Source organism: Campylobacter lari subsp. concheus (genome assembly GCF_008245025.1).
GTDB lineage: Bacteria > Campylobacterota > Campylobacteria > Campylobacterales > Campylobacteraceae > Campylobacter_D > Campylobacter_D concheus.
On record NZ_CP043426.1, the window covers coordinates 1,256,707 to 1,279,105 of the forward strand.

The 22,399-nt window shown below is 30.9% G+C and carries 17 protein-coding genes; 5 read left to right on the top strand and 12 right to left on the bottom strand.

What is annotated here, in order from left to right:
* Window positions 1-4: 4 nt before the first annotated feature.
* Window positions 5-2,644: a DNA polymerase I gene (polA, locus tag CLCT_RS06500; protein ID WP_149062640.1), complete on the bottom strand. Its 2,640-nt coding sequence runs from the start codon at window positions 2,642-2,644 to the stop codon at window positions 5-7.
* Between the two features lie 130 nt (window positions 2,645-2,774).
* On the opposite strand from polA, the gene CLCT_RS06505 reads away from it, so the two are divergent.
* Complete coding sequence (locus tag CLCT_RS06505; protein WP_149062789.1) at window positions 2,775-4,130, top strand: MFS transporter; 1,356 nt, start codon at window positions 2,775-2,777, stop codon at window positions 4,128-4,130.
* Entirely contained in the window at window positions 4,130-5,134 is a 1,005-nt protein-coding gene (locus CLCT_RS06510; RefSeq protein WP_170230449.1) for a nucleoside hydrolase, read from the top strand. The genes CLCT_RS06505 and CLCT_RS06510 overlap by 1 nt, the downstream gene beginning before the upstream one ends.
* On the opposite strand, the gene CLCT_RS06515 is transcribed toward CLCT_RS06510, so the two are convergent.
* Entirely contained in the window at window positions 5,090-5,533 is a 444-nt protein-coding gene (locus CLCT_RS06515) for a YqaA family protein (RefSeq protein WP_039668816.1), read from the bottom strand. The genes CLCT_RS06510 and CLCT_RS06515 overlap by 45 nt on opposite strands.
* A gap of 275 nt (window positions 5,534-5,808) precedes the next feature.
* Here CLCT_RS06515 and trpB point away from each other — a divergent pair, with 275 nt between their 5' ends.
* Window positions 5,809-6,984 carry a tryptophan synthase subunit beta gene (gene trpB / locus CLCT_RS06520; RefSeq protein WP_149062642.1) on the top strand — a complete coding sequence of 392 codons (1,176 nt, stop codon included), beginning with the start codon at window positions 5,809-5,811 and terminating at the stop codon, window positions 6,982-6,984.
* 18 nt (window positions 6,985-7,002) lie between these two features.
* Here the strand turns inward: trpB and uvrA are convergent, their stop codons facing one another.
* Complete coding sequence (gene uvrA / locus CLCT_RS06525; protein ID WP_149062643.1) at window positions 7,003-9,828, bottom strand: excinuclease ABC subunit UvrA; 2,826 nt, start codon at window positions 9,826-9,828, stop codon at window positions 7,003-7,005.
* Window positions 9,829-10,037: 209 nt separating this feature from the next.
* On the opposite strand from uvrA, the gene CLCT_RS06530 reads away from it, so the two are divergent.
* A complete protein-coding gene (locus CLCT_RS06530; protein ID WP_149062644.1) occupies window positions 10,038-12,143 on the top strand; it encodes a carbon starvation CstA family protein in 2,106 nt (701 codons plus the stop codon).
* Window positions 12,140-12,331, top strand: a complete 192-nt coding sequence (kcuS, locus tag CLCT_RS06535) for a KCU-star family selenoprotein (protein ID WP_012662047.1) — start codon at window positions 12,140-12,142, stop codon at window positions 12,329-12,331. The genes CLCT_RS06530 and kcuS overlap by 4 nt, the downstream gene beginning before the upstream one ends.
* 63 nt (window positions 12,332-12,394) lie before the next feature.
* Here the strand turns inward: kcuS and serC are convergent, their stop codons facing one another.
* From serC to fliF, 9 genes are all read right to left on the bottom strand, one after another.
* Window positions 12,395-13,471, bottom strand: a complete 1,077-nt coding sequence (serC, locus tag CLCT_RS06540; RefSeq protein WP_149062645.1) for a phosphoserine transaminase — start codon at window positions 13,469-13,471, stop codon at window positions 12,395-12,397.
* A 12-nt stretch (window positions 13,472-13,483) separates the two neighbouring features.
* Window positions 13,484-14,647: an exodeoxyribonuclease VII large subunit gene (xseA, locus tag CLCT_RS06545; protein WP_149062646.1), complete on the bottom strand. Its 1,164-nt coding sequence runs from the start codon at window positions 14,645-14,647 to the stop codon at window positions 13,484-13,486.
* Complete coding sequence (gene ubiE, locus CLCT_RS06550) at window positions 14,644-15,345, bottom strand: bifunctional demethylmenaquinone methyltransferase/2-methoxy-6-polyprenyl-1,4-benzoquinol methylase UbiE (protein ID WP_149062647.1); 702 nt, start codon at window positions 15,343-15,345, stop codon at window positions 14,644-14,646. Before ubiE ends, xseA begins: the two co-directional genes overlap by 4 nt.
* Before the next feature lie 7 nt (window positions 15,346-15,352).
* Window positions 15,353-16,558 (bottom strand): CYTH domain-containing protein, encoded by a 1,206-nt coding sequence (locus tag CLCT_RS06555; RefSeq protein WP_149062648.1) that lies wholly within the window; start codon window positions 16,556-16,558, stop codon window positions 15,353-15,355.
* Window positions 16,536-16,946: a peroxide-responsive transcriptional repressor PerR gene (gene perR / locus CLCT_RS06560; protein ID WP_039668824.1), complete on the bottom strand. Its 411-nt coding sequence runs from the start codon at window positions 16,944-16,946 to the stop codon at window positions 16,536-16,538. Before perR ends, CLCT_RS06555 begins: the two co-directional genes overlap by 23 nt.
* An 83-nt stretch (window positions 16,947-17,029) precedes the next feature.
* Complete coding sequence (dxs, locus tag CLCT_RS06565; RefSeq protein WP_149062649.1) at window positions 17,030-18,859, bottom strand: 1-deoxy-D-xylulose-5-phosphate synthase; 1,830 nt, start codon at window positions 18,857-18,859, stop codon at window positions 17,030-17,032.
* Entirely contained in the window at window positions 18,856-19,674 is an 819-nt protein-coding gene (gene fliH, locus CLCT_RS06570) for a flagellar assembly protein FliH (protein WP_149062650.1), read from the bottom strand. Before fliH ends, dxs begins: the two co-directional genes overlap by 4 nt.
* A gap of 4 nt (window positions 19,675-19,678) precedes the next feature.
* Window positions 19,679-20,707, bottom strand: coding sequence for a flagellar motor switch protein FliG (gene fliG, locus CLCT_RS06575; RefSeq protein WP_012662055.1), 1,029 nt, complete (start codon window positions 20,705-20,707; stop codon window positions 19,679-19,681).
* Window positions 20,707-22,392, bottom strand: coding sequence for a flagellar basal-body MS-ring/collar protein FliF (gene fliF / locus CLCT_RS06580; protein WP_039668827.1), 1,686 nt, complete (start codon window positions 22,390-22,392; stop codon window positions 20,707-20,709). Before fliF ends, fliG begins: the two co-directional genes overlap by 1 nt.
* Window positions 22,393-22,399 lie beyond the last annotated feature (7 nt).

The window sequence follows — 22,399 nt, forward strand, 5'->3', positions numbered from 1 at the left end:
CTCCTTATTTTAATGCGCCCCAATTTTTGGCAATACTTGATGAAGTTTTTAATTTAACTTTTAATTTTACAATATTTTCCATAATATCACTAGCATTTTTTGCAAATTCCTCACAAAGTTCATCTTTTACTTCAAAAATAAGCTCATCATGAATTTGTAAAATCAAACGTTTATTCTCATCTAAATCTTTTGCAATTTCTATCATTGCAAGTTTTATTATATCGGCAGCAGAACCTTGAAGTGTAGAGTTAATGCTCTCTCTTTCATACATTGCCACATGCATAGGCTTTGCATTTTCAAAGTCAAAATAACGCTTACGGCCTAGTAAAGTCTTTATAAAACCATTTTGCTTAGCTTCGTTTTTTACCTTTTCAAAATAAGTTTTAATACTAGTAAAATTCTCAAAATATTTTTCAATATATTCTTTAGCTAATTTTGCTTCTATTTTTAAATTTTGACTCAAAGTCTTATAACCCATACCATAAATAAGACCAAAATTTATGCTTTTAGCAATACTTCTTGTCTCATAATCGCTGCGATTAAAAATCATAATAGCAGTTTTTGCATGAATATCCTCATCATTTAAAAATGCTTCTAGTAATTTCTCATCTTCACTAAAATGAGCAAGCATTCTAAGCTCAATTTGCGAATAATCAAGTGAGATAAAACTAAATCCCTCTTTTGCTACAAAGCAGGATTTATAATCTTTGGCATATTGACCATGCGCAGGGATATTTTGCAAATTTGGATCTTTTGATGAAAGGCGTCCAGTAGCTGTTCCTGTTTGCAAAAAGCTTGAATAAATTCTTGAGTTTTCATCTTTTTTAGCTAATTTTAACAAAGGTTCACAATAAGTAGAAACTAATTTTGCAAGCTCTCTATAAGCTAAAATTTCTTTCACGATCGGATGTTCATCTAAAATAGCATTTAAAACTTTTTCATCAGTAGAATAACCTGTTTTGCTTTTTTTACCACTTGGTAGCTTTAATTTTTCAAATAAAACATCCCCTACTTGTTTAGGAGAGTTAATATTAAATTTTTCACCCGCTAAATCATATATTTTTTCGCTAAGTATTTTTATATCTTGATTAAAACTTTGCATTAAGTTTTCAAGCTTTTGAGTATCAAGTTTAATGCCATTATTTTCCATCATAATAAGCACTTTGATAAATTCAAACTCACTTTTTTGTGCAAGCTCAAATAAAGGCTTTTCTAAATTTTTTAAAAAATACAAATAAAATCTTAAAGTGATATAAGCATCCTCAGCTGCATATTTACAAGCTTTTTCTACATCCACTCCTGCAAAGCTTTCTCCTTTTTTTACTAAATCTTCAAAATGTAAAGTCTCATAATCAAATAATCTTTTTGCTAAATCATCCATATTTACACGTAAACTTGGTTCTTTAAGCCATGCAAGTATCATAGTATCAGCATAATTTTTTGGGGGAAGTAAATTAAAATTATTTTTTATAATCTCAAAATCATATTTAAGATTATGACCTATAACCATGCTTTGATAGATTTTTTCTATACCCCTTTTAGCCACTTGCATAGAAATTTGCTTACAAACACCTAAATAATCATGCGCAAGTGGTACATAAAAGGCTTCACTTTCATGAAAACAAAAACTAAACCCTACTATCTTTGCTTCTTTAGTATCTAAGCCCGTAGTTTCAGTGTCAAAAGCAACAATGCTTTGATTATCAATTTTTTCTAAAATTTCAAATAATTCTTTCTCATCTAAGATTAATCTTGCATTAAATCCTAAATTTTTATCTTTATTAGTAGGATTAGTACGTAGTTTTTTTAACAAAGCATTTAATTCATAATGCTCCAAAATATCCATAATCTTAAGCAAAGGCTCATCTTTTGGATACTCACAATTTAAAAGCATATCTTTTACATCTAAATCCTCATACAAAGAAGCAAGTTTTTTACTCAAAAAGGCATTTTCTTTGCCCTCAAGCAATAAATTACGACTTCTTTCATTACGCACTAGTGTTAAGTTTTCATAAATTCCCTCAATGCTTTCAAACTCATCAAGTAAATTCTTAGCTCCCTTAGCACCAATTCCTTTTACCCCTGGGATATTATCTGAACTATCTCCACATAGAGCTAAAAAATCTCTTATTTGACTAGGTTTTACCCCATATTTTTCCAAACACCCTGCTTCATTATAATCATTTTTTGAAATAGGACTATAAATACTAACTTTATCATCTTTTATAAGTTGATACAAATCTTTATCTTGAGTAATAATTCTTATAAAAATATCCTTATTCTCACACTCTTTAACCAAAGATGCGATGATATCATCAGCCTCATATCCTTCGCAAGAAAAACTTGAAAAACCCATTTTTTCTATCATTTGAATGCAAATTGGAATTTGAGCTAATAAATCAGGTGGAGGTGGAGTACGATTGATTTTATAATTTGGATCAATTTCACTTCTAAAAGTTTTTCCTTTACTATCAAGAGCAAAAATAATCATATCACTAGGATGTTCATTTTTCAAACTATAAATAAAATTAGCAAAACCGCTAATCATATTACTAGGTTCGCCTTTTGAATTTTTCAAACCCTTTAAAGCATAAAAAAGTCTAAAGAAAAAACCAAAAGTATCAATTATAGTTAAAGTTTTCATTTTTTTCCTATATTAAATAATAATAATAATTATCGCCCAAAATTATTTAAAAGTCGGTAAAAAGTATTAAATTTCCATTTTAAGCATTTTAGATAAAATTATCATTTTGAAATTTCAAATTAAAGGTTTAATCTTGCAAACAAAATCAATCGCGGATGAGAATTTTCAAACTCCACAAGGAAAAAAGGCCTTTAAAAAGGCTGTGTTTTCATGTTGGCTAGGAACTGCTATGGAATATGCAGATTTTGCACTTTATGGCTTAGCTGCAGCTACTGTTTTTTCAGAAGTTTTCTTTCCTGAGCAAACTCCTGTTATAGCATTATTGCTTAGTTTTGTTACTTATGGTATAGGTTTTATTGCTAGACCTATTGGAGCTTTATTTTTTGGATATTTAGGAGATAAATACGGAAGAAAAAATGTATTGATGAGCACCATTGCATTAATGGGTATTTCAACTACTTTAATTGGTTTTATACCAAGTTATGCAGTAATTGGAATTTGGGCTCCTATTTGTTTGGTTATTTTGCGTTTTATGCAAGGCTTTGGCGCAGGTGCTGAGCTTTCAGGTGGAACTGTCATGCTTGGAGAATACGCCCCTAGTAAACATAGAGGTTTAATCTCTTCTATCATTGCTCTTGGATCAAACAGCGGAACCTTACTTGCAGCTTTTGTATGGCTTTTAGTTACAAGTATGGATGATGCTAGTTTTAAAGAATGGGGATGGAGAATTCCTTTTATAGGAAGTATATTCATAGCACTTTTTGCTGTTTATATGCGTTTAAATGTAAAAGAAACTCCTGTTTTTGAAAAACAAAAAGAATTAATGCTAAAAATTCGTCATGAAAATGAAGTACATATGAAAAAAGATGAGAGAACTTTTTGGCAAAAAAGTCGTGCATTTTGGACTATGGTGGGCATAAGGATAGGAGAAAATGGACCATCTTATCTTGCACAAGGCTTTATAGTAGGCTATGTAACTAAAATTTTACTTCTTGATAAATCAGTAGCCACAACTGCTGTTGTTATCGCTTCTTTAGTGGGATTTTTAGTTATACCTTTAGCAGGATATTTAAGTGATAAATTTGGAAGACGCATTACTTATAGAACTTTTTGCTTACTTTTAATACTTTATGCCTTCCCTGCTTTTATGCTACTTGATAGTAAAAATGAAATTATCGTGATTTTAACTATCATCGTAGGTATGTCTTTGGCATCTTTAGGAATTTTTGGTGTGCAAGCTGCGTGGGGCGTAGAGCTTTTTGGGGCAAAAAATCGCTATACTAAAATGGCACTAGCAAAAGAATTTGGCTCTATACTTTCAGGAGGAACTGCTCCTATGATAGCTTCAGCTTTGCTTGCTTATTATGGCACTTGGTGGCCAATAGCATTGTATTTTGTTGTCACTGCAGGAATTGGTTTTATCACAACCTTCTTTGCACCAGAAACTAGAGGCAGGGATTTAAATTTAATAGAAGATGCGATATGATACGCCTTATTTTAGATACTGATATAGGCAATGGTATAGTAGGGGCTAATACTGATGATGGTTTAGCCCTTGGGCTTATTTTAGCCTCCAAAGAAATCAAACTTGAAATGATTAGCACTTTAAGTGGTAATGTACAAGCTTTAACCGCTTATAGCGTTGCTAAAGATTTATTAAATAAGCTTAATCTAGATATACCTTTGTATTTAGGTGCTCATGAAGCTTTATATGAAGATAGTCATTTTTGGAGACAAAGACTAGATAAAAGCGTAGAAGAGTTTAAACTTACTCATCTTTGGAATCATATAAAACCTATAAAAATCTTAGACAATATAAACCCAAATGCTTGTATGAAAATGGGTGAGCTTATTATGCAAAATCCAGGTGAAATTTCAATTTGTGCTATAGGACCTTTAACAAATATAGCCATAGCTATGAAGCTTTTTAAAGACTTTGATAAAAATGTAAAAGAAATTTTTATCATGGGTGGAAGTTTTGATATGCCTTATCATATCAAAGATACAAATTTTGGCTTTGATCCTGAAGCTGCTAGTATAGTTTTAAACTCAAGAGCTAAAATCACACTTGTTCCTTATAATGCAACAATGCAAACTATGCTCACACATGAAGATTTAAATGCTTTAGAAAATCAAAATCCTCTTTGTGATTTTTTAGTACAGACTTTAAGAGTTTGGATTGATTATGCAAGCAAAACAAGAGGCACAAATGGCACATGGATACATGATGCATTAACTATTGCTTATATGCTTGATCCCAATTTAGCAAATTTTGATGAGTATTTAGTAGATGTCATTTGTGATAGTACTTTTGCTAGAGGAAGCACGATAAGGTGTTTTAAAGATGCAAAAATGCCTATGAAAAATCATGAATTAAAAAACACCATAAAAGTTTTAAAAGATATTGATAATGCTAGACTTTTAAATCTTTTAAAATCAAAACTTTTAAATGGAATTTGCTATGAAAATTACAAAAGCATAACGACTTAATTTACCCAAGGCTATAAAAATACTTGCTTTTAAAAAAGAATACCTAGCAAATCCAAGCCCTAATGCAAAAAGATCTCCCACTATGGGTAAAAAAGTAAAAAAAGCATATAAGGAACCAAATTTTTTAAAGTTTGCATTGATTTTTTCTAATTTAAGCAAAGAGCCTTTAAAATATTTTTCTAAAATTTGACTCTCTCCAAAATAAGCTAACGCATAAGTACTTAAACTACCCAAAGTATTTCCCAAACTTGCTACAAATAAAACCATATAAGTATTAAAATCTAATTTTACAAAAGCAAGCACAAAAGCCTCACTTGCCATAGGCAAAAGCGTGCTAGAGAGAAAACATACTATAAAAAGTCCTATATAGCTTATGTCATTATATAAAAAATCAAACATTACAAATTTTCTTAGTATTTATTTTCTAAACTATCATTTTAAAGAATTTTTAATAATAATTATCTTAGAATGTAAAGTCATTTGGCAATTTTTTAAAAGGAAAAATTATGGAAAGGAAAAAATTTTCTAAACTAAATTTAGAATACTCATTTAACAAAGCTTCTTTTTCTTGGCGTTAAGCCTGCTACTACATTTTCAATTATTTTTTATTTTACATTTTTAGTTTTAGTTGATCATTTTTGATTTTAAATTATTAATCATTTTAAGGAAATACTATGAAAAAATATTATGGAAAATTTGGTGGGCAATTTGTGCCAAATGAAGTAAAAACAGCATTAGATGAAGTAGAAAAAGCTTTTTTAAAACTCAAAAAAGATAAAGATTTTAACACAGAATTAAAAGAACTCTTAGTTAATTATGTAGGAAGACCTACACCTTTATACCATGCTAAAAATTTAAGCAAGCTTTATAATCACGAAATTTATTTAAAAAGAGAAGACTTAACTCATACAGGAGCTCATAAGATCAACAATGCTATAGCTCAAGCCTTAATGGCAAAGAAAATGAATAAGAAAAAAATTATTGCAGAAACCGGAGCAGGACAACACGGGCTTGCAACAGCTACTGCAGCAGCACTTTTAGGGCTTGAGTGTGAGATATTTATGGGATCTATTGATGTAAAAAGACAAGCCTTAAATGTCTATAAAATGGAGCTTTTAGGAGCAAAAGTTCATGCGGTAGAAAGTGGAAGTAAAACTTTAAGTGATGCGGTAGATGAGGCTTTAAATTTTTGGGTTAAAAATACCAAAGAAGTATTTTATGTAGTAGGAAGTGCAGTGGGGCCTTATCCTTATCCACAAATTGTTACGCATTTTCAAAGTATTATAGGTAAAGAATGCAAAATGCAACTTAGAAAATTAAATAAAAAAGCAGATTACATCATAGCAGCAGCTGGAGGCGGTAGCAATGCTGCTGGAATTTTTCATGCATTTTTAAAAGATGAAAAAGTTAAGCTCATAGGTATTGAGGCAGCAGGTTTAGGAAAAGACACACCTTATCATGCAGCCACACTTACTAAAGGCGAAGAAGGCATTATCCATGGTATGAAAACTAAGGTTTTACAAGATGATAAAGGCAACATTGCTCATACTTTTAGCATCTCTGCTGGGCTTGATTACCCTGGCATAGGGCCTTTGCACGCATATTTGCAAGAAAGTAAAAGAGCAAGTTATCATGCTATTAGCGATGATGAGTGTATTAATGCTTTAAAATTATTATGCAAAGAAGAAGGTATTATACCCGCTATTGAAAGCTCGCATGCATTAGCTTATTTAGAAAAACTTTGTCCAACTTTAAAGAAAAAAAGTGTGATAATTGTAAATCTTTCAGGAAGAGGCGATAAAGATATGCAAAGTATTTATGAGTATAAAAAAGGTGAAATTTATGGTTGAAGTAAAACTTCAACCAATTTATTTTTTTGTGCTTTTTAGCTCTAAATTTAGATAATACCCCGTATAAGAACCACTTTTTTCATGATTTTTAGCAAGCTCTTCAACGCTACCTTTAGCTATAACCTTACCACCTTTAACTCCACCCTCAGGTCCCATATCGATGATATAATCAGCATTTTTAATCACATCTAAATTATGCTCTATCACAAACACACTATTTCCAAGATCAACTAAATGTTGTAAAACCAAAATAAGTTTATTAACATCTTCAAAATGAAGTCCCGTTGTAGGCTCATCTAAAATATAAAGAGTTTTTCCCGTATCACTTCTGCTTAATTCTTTAGCTAGTTTGATACGCTGAGCCTCCCCACCACTTAAAGTAGTTGCATTTTGTCCTAAGGTAAGATAATCAAGTCCAACTTTTACTAAAGTATCAAGTTTTTGTTTTATTTTTGGCACAGAAGTAAAAAACTCACTTGCTTCAATAATACTCATACTTAAAACATCAGCTATGCTTTTACCTTTATATTTAATCTCTAAAGTTGCATCATTATATCTTTTACCATTACAAACATCACAAGTTACCATCACATCAGGCAAAAAGTGCATTTCGATTTTAATCTCACCATCGCCGCTACACTTTTCACATCTTCCACCTTTAACATTAAAAGAAAAACGCCCTGCTTTATAGCCTCGCATTTTAGCTTCTTTGGTAGCTGCAAAAAGATTACGAATTTCATCCATAGCGCCTGTGTAAGTAGCAGGATTTGAACGCGGGGTACGACCTATAGGGCTTTGATCAAGATAAATCACCTTATCAAGTTTTTCTAAACCTTCTATTTTAGCCCCACTTAGTTTTTTAACTTTTTTAGCACGGTTAAGCTCTTCTTTTGCAAATGGAAGTAAAGTTTGTAAAATTAATGAACTCTTACCACTTCCTGAAACGCCTGTAATCGCCACAAGATTACGCAATGGAAAATCTACGCTTAGATTTTGAATATTATTAATACTCACATCTTTTAAGCTGATAAAATCTTTTTGTTCTCTATTTTTTTGATGAGCAATTTGCTTTTTGCCAGTCATATAAAGGGCAGTTTGGCTTTTGCTTTTTGACAATTCTTTATAAGTTCCACTAAATACAACCTCACCGCCAAATTTACCAGCATTTGGACCAATATCTACGATAAAATCTGCTTCTTCTATAGTCATTTTATCATGCTCAACTACGATTAAAGTATTACCCTTTTGCTGAAGATTTCTTAAAGTTTTAATGAGTTTTGCTGTATCTCGCTCATGCAAACCAATGCTAGGCTCATCTAAAACATACATTACCCCGCTTAAGCCACTACCAATTTGAGATGCTATACGAATTCTTTGAGCCTCACCCCCACTAATGGTTCTTGCATCACGCCCTAAAGATAAATATCCAAGTCCTACATCATAAAGAAAAAACAATCTTTCGTTAATTTCTTTAAAAATAGGTTTAGCTATCAATCTTTCTTGTTCACTTAAATACGCAAAATTAGTTTCTTTTGAAAAAAATGCAGTAGTATTTTCTATGCTCATATCTAAAATTTCACCCAAATTTTTTTCAGCAACTTTTACAGCTAAACTCTCAGCTCTTAAACGATGACCATTACAATCTTTGCAAGTTTTTTCGCTCATATACTCGCTTAAATCTTTTTCATCTTTTAACATTTCATAGGCATATTTAACCGCACCTTCAAATTTACGGCTTAAGCGATGTCTTTTCCATAAAAAGTTGATTTCCTTGGCATTACCATAAAGCACTAGACGCTTTTCTTCTTCATTTAACTCATTATATGGAATTTTTACCCTGATATCATTTTGTTCACAAAAGGCCATTAAAAACTTATAATAATAACTTTTATTAAACCCATACAAAAGCTTTATAGCTCCTGCTTCTAAGCTTAATTCTTCATTGATAAGTTTTTTCATATCTAGCGTATATCTTATACCAAGACCATCACAACTTGGACAAGCGCCTTTTGGAGAATTAAAAGAAAAACTCAAAGGTTCAAGCAAAGGAAAAGAAATTTTACAATCAAAACAAGCATTATGCTCGCTATAATGAAAATGCTTAGGTATTTTTAATTCTTCATTATTTAAAACTTCAATTTCCACTTCGCCAAAGCTCTCACTAAGACCTTTTTCTATATCGCTTGCAAGTCTTGCTAGCATATCATCTTGCACTTCAAGCCTATCTATAACAAGTTTTATAGTATGTTTTTTGGTTTTAGCAAGCTCAATATCTTCATCAAGACGCGTTAAAACTCCATCAATTTGCGCTCTAACATAACCTTTTGTAACTAAATTTTCCAAAAGATCTGCAAAAGTTCCCTTTTTTTCTTTGATCAAAGGTGCATAAATGATGATTTTAGCTCCTTTTGGAAGCTTTAAGATTTCACCTACAATATCTGCTGCACTCATAGATGAGATTTTTTGACCACATTGATGACAATGTTGTGAGCCAATCCTTGCATATAAAAGTCTTAGATAATCATAAATTTCAGTAATCGTTCCAACAGTTGATCGAGGATTTTTAGAAGTTGTTTTTTGATCAATAGCAATAGCAGGAGTTAAACCTTCTATTTTATCAACATTTGGCTTACCTACTTTATCTAAAAACTGCCTCGCATAAGCACTTAAACTTTCAATATAGCGACGTTGTCCTTCTGCATAAAGCGTGCCAAAGGCTAAAGTAGATTTACCACTTCCACTAAGTCCTGTAAAAACTATGAGTTTATTTTTAGGAATTTCTAAGTTGATATTTTTAAGATTATTTTCCTTAGCACCAATGATACTTATTTTGTCATTATTCATACTACAACTACCTTATTTTAAAACCAATATTTTACACAAAATAAGTAAAATAAAGCATATTTATATCTACATAATATTTCTTTAATTTGATTAAATATAGCGCCTATTATAGTTACTTTTGGTAATATATTTTTATATTAAGCCGTTCAGATAACTGTAAAATACCAAACTACGCTACACTAAATTTCACAAAGTAAAAAAGGAGTAAGATGAGTACATCAAATAAAATACTATGGTTTATTATTGCCATTGTTGGTGCTGTTTGTTTTGGAATGCTAGCGCTTCAAAATGGTGAAAGTGTTTCAGCGATTTATCTTGTTATTGCTGCTTTATGTATTTATATCATAGGATATAGATTTTATGGTAGATATATTGCCTATAAGGTGCTAGAGCTAGATAAAAACAGAGCAACTCCTGCTGTGGTTAAAAACGACGGATGTGATTTTGTCCCTACAAATAAAATCGTGCTTTTTGGGCATCATTTTGCCGCTATCGCAGGAGCTGGTCCTTTAGTAGGTCCTATACTTGCTGCACAAATGGGTTATTTACCATCTATGCTTTGGATACTAATAGGCGGTGTTTTGGCGGGCGCGGTACATGATTTTGTAGTTTTATTTATATCTACGCGTCGTAATGGAAAATCTTTAGGAGAGATGATAAAAGATGAATTAGGACAATTTGTCGGCGCAGTGGCAATGATCGCTATATTTGGAATTATGCTTATAATTATTGCAATTTTAGCTATGGTTGTTGTAAAAGCTTTAGCAGAGTCTCCATGGGGATTATTTACCATTGCAATGACTATTCCTATTGCTATTTTTATGGGAATTTATATGAGATTTTTAAGACCTGGTAGGGTTGGTGAAGCTTCTATTATAGGTTTTATATTGCTCATATTAGCCATACATTATGGAAGTGAAATAGCTGCTGATCCTTATTGGGCAAAAATCTTTACCTTTGATGCGCCAACCTTAGCACTTATTATGATGGCTTATGGTTTTATAGCTGCAATTTTACCTGTTTGGTTTTTACTTGCTCCAAGAGATTATTTATCGACTTTTTTAAAAATCGGTGTTATTGTGGTTATGGCTTTAGCTATCGTATTTGTAGCACCTGATCTACAAATGCCAAAAATTAATTCTCAATATTTAGATGGAAGCGGACCTGTATTTGCTGGGGCAATTTTTCCATTTTTATTTATTACTATTGCATGCGGAGCTATTAGTGGTTTTCACGCATTAATTTCAAGTGGTACAACCCCTAAAATGCTTGAAAATGAAACCCATGCATTAGCCGTTGGATATGGCTCTATGCTTATGGAAAGTGCTGTGGCTATCATGGCTTTAATTTGTGCTTGTATTTTACACCCTGGTCTTTACTTTGCCATTAATGCACCTGCTGCTACTATAGGTGTAGATGTTGCAAACGCAGCTGCCACTATTTCTAGCTGGGGTTTTAAAATAACTCCTGAGGAAATCACTACTTTAACTACAAATATAGGCGAACAAAGCATACTATCAAGAACTGGTGGAGCACCAACATTTGCCGTAGGAGTTGCTTTGATTTTACATGAATTATTTGGTGGAGTGAATTTAATGGGTTTTTGGTATCACTTTGCTATTTTATTTGAGGCCTTGTTTATTTTAACCGCTGTTGATGCTGGGACAAGAGCTTGTAGATTTATGGCGCAAGATATATTGGGTAATATTTATAAACCTTTAGGAAATATCAATAATACCTTAGCAGGAATTTTTGCAACAGCTTTAAGTGTTGGTGGATGGGGGTATTTTCTCTATCAAGGAGCGATAGATCCAAAAGGCGGAATTTACTCATTATGGCCACTTTTTGGAGTGAGTAATCAAATGCTTGCTGGCATGGCATTACTTTTAGCAAGTGCAATTTTATTTAAAATGGGAAAAGCTAAATATACTTGGGTAACATTACTTCCTGCTGCTTTTGTTTTGGTTGCAACCCTTTATGGAGGAATCCAAAAAGTACTTCCTTATAAAGAAGGTGATAAGATACATAATGCTATAAGTCATGTTGCTGCTGTACAAATAAATGCACAAAAAATACAAGAATTTAATTTAAAACTTTCTCAAACACAAGATGAAGCAATAATCGAGCAAATCAAAAAAGATATAAAATTAGCATCTCAAACTAAAAATTCCAATTTAATAAATGCAATTTTATGTGTGTTTTTCATGATTACCACTTTGCTTGTTATACTTTCTTGCTTTGGAATTTTTATCAAAAAATTAAACATTCCTTTAAAAGAAAGTCCTTATATAGCATTAAAAAAGGAAAAAGCATGATAAAAAAACTTAAATTATGGTATGAAAAATCCGAAAGGTTTTTTCATCCTTTAGTTGGAGTCGCAAGTTATGATAAATATCTTGAACATATGAGAGAAAAACATCCTAAAACACCTTGCAAAAGTAGAAAAGAATTTTTTAAAGATTTTCTTGAAAAAAAATATAATAGTGGCTTAGGAAAATGCTGATAAACATTAAAGAGTAAAGTTTTTACTATACAAAAAATGATTTTTGGTGAAAATCACCAAAAATCAAGCATGTTTTTTAGCAAAATCTTTCATAAATTCACTTAGCTTTTGAACCTTTTCAATGCTGATAGAATTATAAATACTAGCACGAATTCCACCTAAAATTTTATGTCCCTTAAGACCTATCATACCATTTTCTTCAGCTTCTTTTACAAAAACTGGTTCTAAGTTTTTATCATGAGCTATATTAAAACTAACATTCATTAACGATCTATCTTCTTTTTTTGCATGACCTTTATAAAAACCATTACTCTCATCAATCACATCATATAAAATTTTAGCCTTTTGTATGTTTTGCTCATTGATTTTATCTAAGCCACCTTGATTTAAAAGCCATTTCATTTCAAGATTAAACATATATATAGCAAAGGTTGCTGGTGTATTAAATAAAGAGTTATTTTCAGCATAAACGCTATATTTTAACATACTAGGTATATTTTTGTTTTTACTACGCTCTATCATATCTTTACGCACAAATGCACAAGCAAGTCCTGAAATTCCTGCATTTTTTTGCACCCCACCAAAAAGCATAGCAACATTAGAAAAATCTATCTTTTTAGAGAAAAAATCACTAGAAGCATCAATTATCAAAGGACTTTTAGTCTTTGGATAGCATTTATATTGGGTTCCATAAATGGTATTATTAGAGCATATATAAGCATAATCTGGATTATCACTAAATTCAAATTGTGGGATATGGTCAAACTCACTTTCTTGGCTACTTGCTACTATTTTTGTATTTACTCCTAAAATTTCAGCCTCTTTAATAGCCTTTTTAGTCCAAACACCAGTATTAGCAAATTCACAAACTCCACCCATATATAAATTCATAGGTATCATAGCAAATTGCAAACTAGCTCCACCTTGCATTAAAAGTACTTCGTAATCATCATTTACACCATAAAGCTCTTTTGCCATTTTAATAGCTTCAAAATGCACTTCTTCAAAAACCTTTCCACGATGAGAAACTTCCATAATAGAAAAGCCTTTGCCATGATAATCAAACAAATACTCCTGTGCTTCTTTTAAAACCTCATCAGGCAAGTTTGAAGGACCTGCACTAAAATTCATTACTCTCATTCTGTCTCCTTTTTATAGTATTTGAGCTTCTTTACTCTCATTTATTGAGCAAAGTTTTACAATATCTCCCTTTTTTAGTTTTTCAAGAGAAATATTTTTGCCATCTTTTTGTAAATTTATCAAATTTTTACTTTTATCAAAAAAATTTTTATGCTGAGTTAAAAGCTCTTCAAAATTATTAAGTTTGTTTTCATAATTTAATAATTTTAAATTTAAAACGCTCTCTAGTTGACTTTGTAAAAAATCAAGCTTTTGTTTTCTAAGAAAAAAAGTATTTTCTAAAGATTTCGCTTTGGCTAAATTTTGCAAATGATCTATTTTATTTTGATAAAACTTAAGATGATTTAATATTTGGTTTTTAAAACGCATAGCGAGCTCATCAAGTCCTTGCTCTAAACTTAGTTTATTTGGAAAAATCATATCAATAGCCGCACTTGGAGTTGGTGCTCTTAAATCTGCTACAAAATCACTAATAACATAATCAATCTCATGTCCAATAGCAGAAACAATAGGCGTTTTTAAAGAAAAAATACATCTTGCAAGTTCTTCATCATTAAAACAAAATAAATCTTCTCTACTTCCACCACCTCTTGCTAAAATAATCGCATCTAAATTACACTCATCAGCTTTTTTTAAAGCATTTATCAAAGAATTTGGAGCGCTTTGTCCTTGAGTGAGAGCATTAAAAATAGTTATTTTACAAAGATTGTATTCTTTTTGCGAAATTAACTTTAACATATCTTGCAAAGCAGCTGAAGTAAAAGAAGTGATTATACCTATTTTTTTGGGAAATTTAACAATGCTTTTTTTAACATTTGCATCAAATAAACCTTCTTTTTCAAGCTTTTCTTTTAGGGCTAAAAATTTAGCTTCTAAATCCCCAAAGCTTGTTTTCTGCATACTTTTAGCGATAAATTGATATCTACCACTTGCTTCATATAAACTTACATAACCTCTTAGATCAAGCATATCGCCAACCTTAGGTTTAGCTTGAACAAATTGATTAAAACCTTTAAACATCACACAAGCTATGCTTGATTTTTCATCTTTTAAATCAAAATACCAATGCCCTGAACTATGAATGGTAATTTTAGAAATTTCTCCACTAAGCTCTACATCATCAAGATGAAATTCTAATAAACTTTTAGCTTTTAGATTAAGTTCTGAAACTTTCATTTTTTTCTTGCAATAAACATAGAGCAAACACCAAAACTAAAGCTTTTATACTCTAGCATTTCAAAATACCCACTCAATTCTTTAATGAATTCTTCTTTGCTTAAAAAATCTTCTATAGAACTTGGTAAATACTCATAAGCACTATAATTTTTACTGATAAATCCACCTACTTTTGGCAAAATATTTTTTAAGTAAAAATCTCTACAAGCAGCTATAAAACCACCCTGCTCTCTTTTGGTAAATTCAAGCACAAGTAAAATCCCATCCTTTTTTAACACTCTTGCAAATTCTTTTATGGCTTCTTTTCTATCTACCACATTGCGTATACCATAACTTATACTTACGATGTCTGCACTTTCATTTTCAAGTGGAAGTTCTTGTGCTTTTGCTTGCACAAAAGTCGCATCAGGAATTTTTTTCTTAGCCACTTCAAGCATGCCCGCACTTGGATCAACCCCTTTTATGCTAATGATATTTTTATTTGCTCTTAAGGCTTGATTTTGCCATTCTATAATCATATCGCCCGTACCACAAGCTACATCGATAATATCAAGTTCACTATTAGAAAATTTAAAAACATCCAAACAAGCTTTTTTTCTCCAACTCACATCACTTCCAAAGCTTAAAATTCTATTAGCCTTATCATAAGTTGGTGCTATATCATCAAACATTTTAACTATTTTTTCTTGTTTTTGCATGTTTTTCCTAACTATATATTTTTAATTTTTTGATGCTTTTTTCAATTTGTTTTATTATATTTTCATCATAAGAATTTTGATCTAAATGCTTATATTTAAAATAATTTTTCAACTTTTTAATGCTTTTTTCTTCAAACATAGTTGCAAAATAGCATAATAAAAATTTTATTTTTTCTAATTCTTCTTCAAGATTTGTTTGAGATTTTACAATTTTTTTCTTTAAAAAAACTAATTCTTTTCTTAGTTTAAAAGCTATTAAAGACTTTAAAATTTGATTTTTTCCTTGATAAAATTCATAATCATTTTTTAAAATAAAATCCATATCAAGAAAAATATCATTAATTTTTTCATCGCTTAAAATAAAAATATATTTTTCTAATTCAAACTCATGGTATTTTTTCATATTAATTTGATTTATCAAAAATAAGAATTGTTGTTTTAGCTTATTTTGAATATTTTTTTCAAAAAGAGTGTCAAAAACATCAAAACAAAAACAAATTTGTTTAAGACTTATAAAACATTGTTCCAAGTTTTTTTCACTTGAATTTTTTAAAAAATTTAATCTGTCATTTTTTAAGTTTTTTAAAAGAACAAAAAGTAAAATTTTACCGGCATTAAAACTTTGAATTTGATTTGGAAAATGTAAGTTAATATCTTTTTGTTTATCTAAAATTTTAATACATCTAGCACTATCAAAAACTTTAGAAAAATCCCCATATAATGCTAAATTTTTACTATAAAAATTCTCATCATATGTAATTTCTTTATAATTTTTAAAAAAATGAGGTAAAACAAACCGCTTTGCTTCTTCAATAGTGAAAAAAATCACTTTTAAAATGACTAAATTTTTTAAATTGTTTTTAAATTTATAAAGGAAAAATTGAGTATTATCAAGCTCAAAACTAATTCTTGTTTTTTTCACCATATTGGTTATAGCATTTTTACCTTGATGTTTAAATTCTTTTTTAGATATTTTATGAATTTTCTTATCTAAAATATCATGCAATTTATAAAATGTAAATTGATAATAATCTTGATTGATTTTTTTATATTTGATATCACAAAAAGGATTTATACGTGTAAAAAATACACGTATTTTATCCTTAGAATAAGCAAGTTTTTCTTTTTTTAAAATTTTGATAAAATCATCATTTTCAATTAAAAAGCGTTTTTGTACTTCGCAAATCATTTTACTTGCAAGACTTACAACCATTCACATAGGCAAATACACCAAGATAATCAATAATATTACCAATCTTTTTCTCAAGATCTTCTTGGTATTTATTAATCCCACTATCTTCATAGCGCACATCTTCTATATGATTGCATTTACTACAAATTACATGAATATGTGGATATTCATAAATGTCATAACAAGTTTTTTGATTTGGAGTATTAATTTCTACCACCAAACCTTGTTCTTTTAAGGTATTTAAATTTTTATATACCGTAGCTAATGAGATAGAAGGATATTCTTCTTTAATACTTTCATACAAAGATTCTATATTAGGATGCTCATGGCGTTTTAAAATTTTTAAAATACAAAGTCTTTGTGGAGTAGCTTTTAAATCACAATTTTTAAGCATTTGAATAAGTTCCATAGTCTATTCTCCAAATATTTTTACATATAGTATAACTCTTTTTTTATAAAAAAATGATTATATTAAAAGATATTTTTTATCTTTTAATAAATTTTAATTTTTTGACACAATGAATCAATATCAAGCTCTAAAAATTTTTCTACTTCATTTGTTTTGCCATGGGCTATAAATTGATCTTCAAATTCAAAACTTACTAGTTTTATATGATAAAGATTTTCTTGTTGTAAAAAATTTGCAATCAAACTTCCCACTCCGCCTATTTTAGCACTATCTGAAAAAACAAACCAAGTTTTTGTATCTTTTGCCAACTCTTTTAAAAGCTCTTCATCTAAAGGCTTTGCAAAAATCAAATCTATTAAGCTCGCATAATCTAATCCAAATTTATCTAAAGCTAGTTTTGCCTTAGCCACACCTTGACCAAAACCTAAAAATACTTTATCACTTTGTGCTTTAGATAAAATTTGAGCTTTGGCAAGTTTTATCTCGCATGGATTAAAATCATCATTTAATAAAAAATTACCCCTAGGATAACGAAAAGCAAAAACGCCTTGATGAAAATATGCATATTCCATGATCTTTTCCATCATAGCCTCATCTCTTGGAGCCGCTAGGGTAATATTTGGTATAGCACTTAAAAAACTAACATCAAAAACACCCTGATGAGTTTCTCCATCTTCTCCTACAATTCCTGCTCTATCCATAGCTATAACTACATTTAAATTCATAATAGCACAATCATGAATTACTTGATCATAAGCTCTTTGCATAAAAGTACTATAAATTGCTATAAAAGGTTTAAAACCTTCTTTTGCCATAGCCGCCATAGAAGTAACTGCATGTTGTTCTGCAATTGCGACATCCCAAAAACGTTCAGGATATTTCTCTATTAATTTATCAAGTCCAGTACCACTTGGCATAGCAGCGGTCACACCCACTATATTTTCATATTTTTGAGCTAAATTCAGTAGGGTATTTGAAAAAATTTCTGTGGCGCTTTTTTTACTTATATTTGCCTTTAAACTCTCCCCGCTACTTCTATCAAAAGCACCTACTCCATGCCATTTAGCATTTTTTCCCTCGGCTAATGCATAACCCTTGCCTTTGATAGTTTGCGCATGCACAACGCAAGGTTTTTTCATAGCTTTTGCTTGATTGAGCGCATTAATAACCTCATTTAAATTATGTCCATCAATAGGCCCAATATACTCAAGCCCTAATTCTTCAAACAAAAGTCCTGGTGTAATAAGTCTTAAACCCTCTTCAAAACGCTTTGCCATATAAGATGCACCTTGAGGAAAGTATTCTAAAAGATTTTCTATGCGTTTTTTAAACTTTTGATAAAACTGCGTTGCCATTGCTTGAGAAAGATATTTTGAAATAGCTCCAATTGGCCTTGATATACTCATCTCATTATCATTTAAAATAATTACACAAGGATATTCTCTATCGCCAAGCTCATTTAAAGCTTCATAAGCCATACCCGCACTAAGCGCTCCATCGCCTATTAATACAACAGGCAAGCGATCTTCATTTTTTAATCTTATAGCCTTGCAAGCTCCAACTGCTAAAGATATAGAAGTGCTTGAATGTCCTGCTACAAAATAATCTCCCTCATCAGGCTTTGTATAACCACTTAAACCATTAAATTGTCTTAGAGTATGAAAATTACTTATTTTACCACTTAAAAGTTTGTGTGGATAAGATTGGTGTGAAACATCAAAAACAAAAGGATCTTTTTTTACATCAAAAACATAATGCATGGCTATACTAAGTTCCACAACACCTAAATTTGAACTTAAATGTCCACCATTTTTACTCACTGTATCTATAATAACTTCACGCAAATTATTAGCTAAATTTTCTAACTCTTTAATTTGCATATTTTTAATATTTAAGTTATTTAAGTCTATCATTCATTAACCATATTTTTGATTTTTTGCAAACGATTATTAAGGTTTGATTCTATATTGCCTGCATCACTTAATATTAAAATACTCCCCTTATTAATCGCATCATCAAGGCTAAATTTGATATTACTTTGCTCTTGTTCTAAATGTGATTTTACATATTCAAAATCATCAGGGCTAAGTTTTAATTCTATTTTAGTAGCATTTTTAAGCTCATTCATAAGCTCTTTTGCCAAATTTAATGCTATAAGTGAGGAATTTTCCTCAAGTTCTTTTGCAATCACTTCTTTTGCGATAATTACAGCTGTATCGGCTAATTCTTTTTCATTTTTAGATAAAAACTCATTTAAATTTTGCACTGTGTTTTCAAGTTTTTCTACACTTTTTAAGTATTTTTCTTTTAAAGCTTCTAATTCACTTTCAAAATTTTTTTGAGCTTGTTCATAACCTTCTTTGGTAAATTTTTCTTTTGCATGTTCTAATTCTGTATTTAAACGATTGTTAAATTCAGCCTCTTGGCTTTCTATTTGCATTTGTAGCTTAATAATATTTCCTGACATTTCATCAGTTTTTTTAAGCAAATCTTCTACAAAATCAGGTTGGATTTGTGGTTGTGGAGCTTGTGGGGTAGTTTCTACTGTTTGATTTTCCACTGCTTGCTGAGTAGCATTTTGAGCCAGAGAAGTTTGATTTATAGTTTGAGTTTCTTCTTGTTTTTGCTCTTCACTAGAAGACATTTCGCTCATAACCTTAAAATGATATCCCTCAACTACATGAGCAGAAATGTTTTCAGGTGAAATTACATTAGTTAATTTAGCCATAATCTTACTCTATCATCTCATCAGCCTCACCCACTTGGATAAGACCTTGTTCTGCAAGTTTTTGCACCACTTCTACAACTTTTCTTTGAGCCTCTTCAACATCTTTTACACGTACAGCACCCAAAAAGCCCATTTCTTCTACAAAAGCTTCAGCAGCACGCGTTGACATATTTGCCATAAATTTTTGTTTTAAATCCTCGCTTGCACCCTTTAAACCTATCATCAAATCGCGTTTATCAGCAGCTTTTAAAACTTCTCTAATCGCATTAGTACTAAGCTGAGAAATATCATCAAAAGTAAACATTAAATCTTTAATGGTTGTAGCAAGTTTTTCATCACTTTGCTCAATATAAGAAAGTGTTGTTTTGGATGCTTTTTGACCCAAGCGATTAAGCACTTCAGCAACCGCTCTTGGACCACCCACTTCAACTTTATAAGAAGTAAGACTTTCAAGTTTACTTTCAAGCACAGCAGATACTCTTTTGATAATTGAAGGTGAAATATCCCCAAGATTTGCCATTCTTATTACAACCTCAGCTCTTAACTCATCGCTAAAATACTCCAAAGTTTCAGCAGCTTGAGTAGTATCCATATGAGCTAAAATCAAAGCTATGGTTTGAGGGTGTTCTTTAATGATAAAGTCAGCAAGCTGTTGTGGTTTGATTTGAGAAAGATAAGCAAAATTTTGGTTATTTTCCATACTTTTGGTAAGTTTTTCCAAAATTTTATTGGCAATTTCAGGACCAAAAGTTCTAAATAAAATTTCTTTCGCATATTCCAAACCGCCGCTTTTTAGATATTGGTTTGATTGTAATAAAGTATAAAATTCCTCAAGCACCGCAGTAGCAACTGGTTTGTCAACATTTTTTGCTAAAGCAATATAGCGAGAAATTTCAGTGATGACATTAATATCCATATGAGAAAATAAAACCGTCGTTACATCTTCTCCAAGCTGGATTAAAAAAATTGCGACCTTTTCTGGCATAGAAAGGTCATCATAGACCATTTTTTGTTCTTCACTAAGCTTTATCATCAGATATCCTTCTCACCAAATTCAGCTTCATTTTCAACAAGTTTTTGTAACAATAATGCTACTTCTTCACCTTTTTCATTAGCTACTGCTCTTAATTTTTCGAGCAAGACATCATATTGAAGCGCATCTTCATCAAAATTATCTCCAAAGCCAAGTTGTTCTTCAACTTTTCTACGTGCTGCATTGAATTTTTCAATAGCATCTTCAGCCTCATCAATGATTTGCCCGTCTTTGCCTTCCATCTCTTCTTCAAGCTTGATATCTGCAAGCATTTTTTGTGAAAATGGCACAATAACTTTTTTATAAAAGATGAAAAGTAAAATCGCAGCAAAGACATACTTAACAGGTGGGATAAATGGCTCAACAAATCTTGAATAGAAAGTTTGAACCTTATTTTCAACTTTAGCTGTTCTATGAAATTCCAAATTATTTACTTCAACTGCATCACCTCTAGCAAGATTAAAACCTATGGCACCTTTAGTGAGATTTTCAATAGCTTGAATTTCTTTATCACTCAAAGGAATATATTCATTAGTAATATTTCCCTGATCATCAGTAATTACTTTGTATTTTCCATCTACTACAACAGCTGCAGAAATTCTTTTGACAGTTGCAAATTGCTTAGTGGTATTGGTGATTTTTTTAGAAATTTCATTATTAGTTGTAGTTTGGTTTTTAGTGTAAACCTCGCGTGCACCTTTATCATCTAAACCTTCTACAGGACCGATGTTTGAAACAGCACCTGGTACACCTTGAATTTCTTTATCTTTATAGCCTTCTCTATGTTCTTCTAAAGTTTGCTCACTACGCACAACTGTGTTTGGATCATATACTTCACTTTGTGATTCTTCTTTAGAAAAATCATAATCAATACTAACCTTTGCTACTACTCTATCATAACCACCCGCAAATGGAGCAATAGAAGCAACAATTTTTTGCTCTAATTCATATTCTTGATCTCTTTTATATTTAATTTGAGCAGCGATTAAATCACTCTCAAAAGCACCCTCATCATCTAAAGGAATACCTTTTTGATCCATGATTTTTACATTTTCAGGGGTAAGTTTTGTTACTGAAGAAGCAATTAAGTTTTTAATCCCCATAATTTGCTTTTTATTAAGCTTTAAGCCTTCTTTTATCGTCAAAGCTACTGAAGCAGTTGGTGGGACTTGTTGCTGAGTAAAAAGTGTATCTTTAGCAAAAGCAATATGCACCGTGGCACTATGGATAGGCTCTAAACTTTCAATCGTTCTAGCAAGCTCACCTTCTAATGCTCTTTGGTATTTTACCTTTTGCTCAGCTTCTGTTGCACCAAATTCTTGTTTATCAAAAAGCTCAAAACCTACTTTATTATCCTTTGGTAATAACCCTGCAGAAGCAATAGCTAAACGCTGCTTATATACTTGTTCATTAGGTACTAAAATAGTTCCCTCATTACGCAAAATATAAGGAACTCCACTTTTTTCAAGCTGAGTTACTATCATCGCTGAATCACTAGTATTAGCATTTTCAAACAATACTGAATATCCAGCCTCACTAGCTACTGTAGAGCCGCTTCTAAAAAGGGTTAAAAATACTAAAAATCCAACTACAACAACAATAGAAGCAGCAATGATAATACGCTGTCTTAAACTTAAGTTTTGATAAAGTTGACCTACTTGGTGCAGTATAGTTTTATAATCCATTTATTTC